At 69.5% G+C, this 1,567-nt stretch carries 2 protein-coding genes; both read right to left on the bottom strand.

Features of this window, described 5'->3' with window-relative positions:
* On the bottom strand, positions 1 to 1,074 hold a 1,074-nt coding region (locus EPO50_RS13575), incomplete at its 3' end, for a DegT/DnrJ/EryC1/StrS aminotransferase family protein (RefSeq protein ID WP_296344848.1).
* Entirely contained in the window at positions 1,071 to 1,496 is a 426-nt protein-coding gene (locus EPO50_RS13570) for an FdtA/QdtA family cupin domain-containing protein (protein WP_296344846.1), read from the bottom strand. The genes EPO50_RS13575 and EPO50_RS13570, both read right to left, overlap by 4 nt.
* Positions 1,497 to 1,567 lie beyond the last annotated feature (71 nt).

Here is a 1,567-nt window from a genome sequence, read left to right as displayed (position 1 = left end):
TGCGACGTGGTCGACGGCGTCGGTCGGCATGTGGGGGCCGATGGGGAGGCTGAGCACGGTTTCGGCCAGTTCCTCGGCCAGCGGATAGCTGCCCTTGCCCTGGCCCAGGTCGGCATAGGCCTGCTGCAGATGCGGCGGGATCGGATAGTGGATCAGCGAGCCGATGCCCTGCTTCTCCAGTGCCGTGATGAGCTCGGCCCGACGCTTGGTGCGCACGACGTAGAGGTGCCACACCGGCTCGGCCCATTGCGGCACCCGCGGCAGGCCAAGGCCCGGGATGCCGGCCAGCTTGTCGTCGTAGCGCGCCGCGATCAGCCGCCGCCGCTCGTTCCAGGCATCGAGCTTGGGCAGCTTGGCGCGCAGGAAGGCCGCCTGCAGCTCGTCCAGCCGCGAGTTGTAGCCGCGCTCCAGGTTCACATACTTCACCCGGCTGCCGTAGTTGCGCAGCACCCGCAGGCGCTCGGCCAGGACCGGGTCGTCGGTCGTGACCGCGCCGCCATCGCCGAACGCGCCGATGTTCTTGCTGGGGAAGAAGCTGTGGGCGCCGGCATCGCCCAGCGCGCCGGTGCGGCGGCCGCGCACGCGGGCGCCCTGGGCCTGCGCCACATCCTCGATCACCTTCAGCCCGTGCCGGGCGGCCAGCGCCGCGATCGCCTCCATGTCAGCCGGCTCGCCGTAGAGATGCACCGGCATAATCGCCCGGGTGCGCGGGGTAAGCGCGGCCTCGATGCGGTCGGGGTCGATATTGGGGCCGCCCGGCATCGGCTCGACCGGCACCACCGTGGCGCCGACGGCCGTCACCGCCAGCCAGGTCGCGACATAGGTATTGGACGGCACGATCACCTCGTCGCCGGCGCCGAGATCCCAGGCCCGCAGCACCAGCTCCAGCGCTTCCAGCCCGTTGCCCAGGCCGACGCAATGGCGGGTGCCGCAGAAGGCCGCGTACTCCGCCTCGAAGGCCTCGACTTCCTGGCCGAGCACGAACCAGCCCGACGCCATGACCCGGGCATAGGCGGCGTCGAGCTCGGGCTTCAGCTCGGCATAGACGGACTTCAGGTCGAGAAAGGGGATCATGCGAGCCTCGCTGCCGCTTCGCGCCGGAACGTCTCGTAGTCGCGCAGATACTCGCCCTCGTCGTAGAGCGTCGAGGCGATGACCAGGATCACCGTGCCCGGTGTGAAATGGGTCAGCTCGTGCCAGACGAACGGGCCGATGTGCAGGGCCCGCCCGGGATCGTCGAGGGTCACGGTCTCGGTCACCCGGCTGTCGTCGAGATGGACCCGGCACGAGCCGTTCATCACCAGGGTGACGAGGTGCGACTGGCGATGGCCGTGGCGGCCGCGCCACTGGTCGGGGGCGATGTCGTGCAGCCAGAACAGGCGGCGCGGCTGGAAGCCCAGCGCCGCGTCGAAGGCCAGGAAGTTGATCTTGCCGCGGGCATCGGCGGCGCCAGGAACACCAATCCAGCGGCAATCGCGCGTCTTGAGAGGGGTCATGTCGGGGAGATCGGCCTCTGTCTCACTGTTGCATCGTCTGTAGCTTCCGCCATTGCATGTAAACCACGCCG

It is taken from the genome of Reyranella sp., from assembly GCF_004297405.1.
In the GTDB taxonomy this organism is placed as follows: Bacteria; Pseudomonadota; Alphaproteobacteria; order Reyranellales; family Reyranellaceae; genus Reyranella.
This window is presented reverse-complemented; position numbering and strand designations above follow the sequence as displayed.

Excerpts from the sequence above, each read along its gene's own strand:
- EPO50_RS13570 (WP_296344846.1), bottom strand. The coding sequence starts at position 1,496 with ATGACCCCTCTCAAGACGCGCGATTGCCGCTGGATTGGTGTTCCTGGC.